Here is a 988-nt window from a genome sequence, read left to right on the forward strand (position 1 = left end):
GTAACCTCACCATCGGGATCGGTCCTACGCGTAACATCGCCTTGCTCATTACGCTCATATTTCCAGACCGCCTCCCCGCGCCTGACAACTCGTACAAAACCATTGTCATGCTCGTAGGACGTCGGCTCATCATCCCCCGGAAACAGCGCCACCAAGCGTCCGGCGTCGTCATATTGATAGGCCGTTACCGCGCCCATCGGGTCTTGCTCGACAGTCAGCCGCCCCTGGTCATCGTAGGACTTAAAGTGCGTGGCGCCGTCCGGATCGACGCGTTGCACCAACCGCGCCCGGTCGTCATGGACATAGACTTCCTGGCTACCATCGGCGTTATGCACGGTGACACGCCCGTCATCGCCCCAGGCATAACGCGTGTCCATCTGCGAAAAGCTCGCCCAATGCCGGACACAGCGCGCCGCCTTGCCAGCGCGTTCCCATTCCCAGAAGAAACTCGCGCCACCGGCCAGTTGGCGTTCAAGAATGACGTGCTGATCGTCGTACCGATAACGTTCGCTTTCCCCGACAGCATTGGTCGCGCAGACCAGTCGGCCGTGTTCGTCATAGGCGTAGGAAACGAGGTTTTGCTCGGTCTCCCACACGTAGGGCTCACGTCCTTTGGCGCGATGCACCTGATAGTCCACCGCGACGATGCGACCCAACTCATAACGCAACAGCAACGAGCGACCCGCACCGCTATCCAGCCGCTCAATCCGCCCTGAACGATCCCGGCAAAGGCGCAGGCGGTTGTCATACGCATCGCTGATGGTTGTCAGCACACCGTTGCGAAAGTGGTAGAAACGCGACGCCTGGGCCAGCACCAGTTCATCAGGAGCCGAGCCCAGATAGATCGCCGCTTCCGCCAGGCTATTGGTGATCGCGGGCCGAGAGTCGGTGGGCAAGGGCAGGGTAGTCGAGCGGTTCTCATGGTCGGTCCACACCACCGAATCGCCCGACACCACCAGCCGATGGGCCAGCCCATGACTCCAGCCAA

At 61.0% G+C, this 988-nt stretch carries 1 pseudogene; it reads right to left on the reverse strand.

Going from position 1 to position 988, the window contains the following annotated elements:
• A pseudogene (locus DK871_RS28380) lies at positions 1 to 988 on the reverse strand (RHS repeat protein); the annotation flags it as partial.

Source organism: Pseudomonas sp. L13, from assembly GCF_009935965.1.
In the GTDB taxonomy this organism is placed as follows: Bacteria; Pseudomonadota; Gammaproteobacteria; order Pseudomonadales; family Pseudomonadaceae; genus Aquipseudomonas; species Aquipseudomonas lactis.